General features: G+C 53.0%; 1 protein-coding gene. It reads left to right on the top strand.

Features of this window, described 5'->3' with window-relative positions:
- The first annotated feature begins 151 nt into the window (after positions 1-151).
- On the top strand, positions 152-910 hold the full coding sequence (locus ACOI1H_RS25795; protein WP_422441189.1) for a DeoR/GlpR family DNA-binding transcription regulator: 759 nt from the start codon (positions 152-154) through the stop codon (positions 908-910).
- Positions 911-1,011: the final 101 nt, after the last annotated feature.

Genomic DNA, 1,011 nt, shown 5'->3' with positions numbered 1-1,011 from the left:
TGAAATTATTTCTTCGGAATCGTTCTAAATTCAAATTATTCGGGAAAAAAATCGAACGAATCGCAGCCTTGACGTTCACTCCTCACAACTAAATGTTGCAAAGGCCCGGTCTGCATATGATGGGCTGGCCTGCACTGCTGAGGAGACGGCGTTGGTCACGAATTTTAGACAACAAGAAATACTCGAACTGGCGCGCAAAGATGGCAAGGTTACGGTGGATGAGCTGGCTAAATTATACGACGTCACGGTGCAGACCATCAGACGGGATCTGTCCGAATTGGCAGACAGCGGTCGACTTGATCGCGTCCATGGCGGCGCCGTCATCCCCTCCGGTGTGGTCAATATCGTCTATGATGAACGACGACGCCTGAACGAGAAGGGCAAGAAGGCTATCGCGATGGCATGTGCCACGGCGATCCCGGAAGGGGCCTCAGTCTTCATGAACATCGGCACCAGCACCGAAGCGGTCGCGCGCGAATTACTGGGTCACGAGAACCTTCTGGTCGTGACCAACAACATGAACATCGCCAATATTCTGGCCACCAACCGCAGTTGCGAGATTATCTTGACGGGCGGCGTTCTGCGCAGATCTGACGGGGGGCTGGTCGGGATGCTGACAGCCGAGATGGTCAAACAGTTCAAGTTCGATTTCTCGGTCTTGAGCTGTTCTGCCGTTGATGAAGATGGTGACCTGCTAGATTTTGATGACCAGGAAGTTCTGGTCAGTCGCAGCGCCATCCAGAGGTCGCGTCAGGTGCTGATCGTCGCGGACCATGACAAATTCACGCGAAGGGCCCCGCTGACGATCTGCTCGCTAAGGGACGTTGATGTTTTGTTTACTGACAATTCCCTCACAGGAAAGCTCGCGGACGAGTGTCGGCACTGGGACACAAACGTTGTTGTCGTTTAACCCGAATTATTCATGAGGGGTTGGTGAGGGTGGCGTAAGGCTTTGAACGCATGTATTTCTCGGTTGTGTTGACCAAAAATCCCAGTTTCCGAAGCGGGCCT

Origin of the sequence: Loktanella sp. DJP18, from assembly GCF_049310965.1 — a bacterium.
Taxonomy (GTDB): domain Bacteria; phylum Pseudomonadota; class Alphaproteobacteria; order Rhodobacterales; family Rhodobacteraceae; genus Loktanella.
This window is presented reverse-complemented; position numbering and strand designations above follow the sequence as displayed.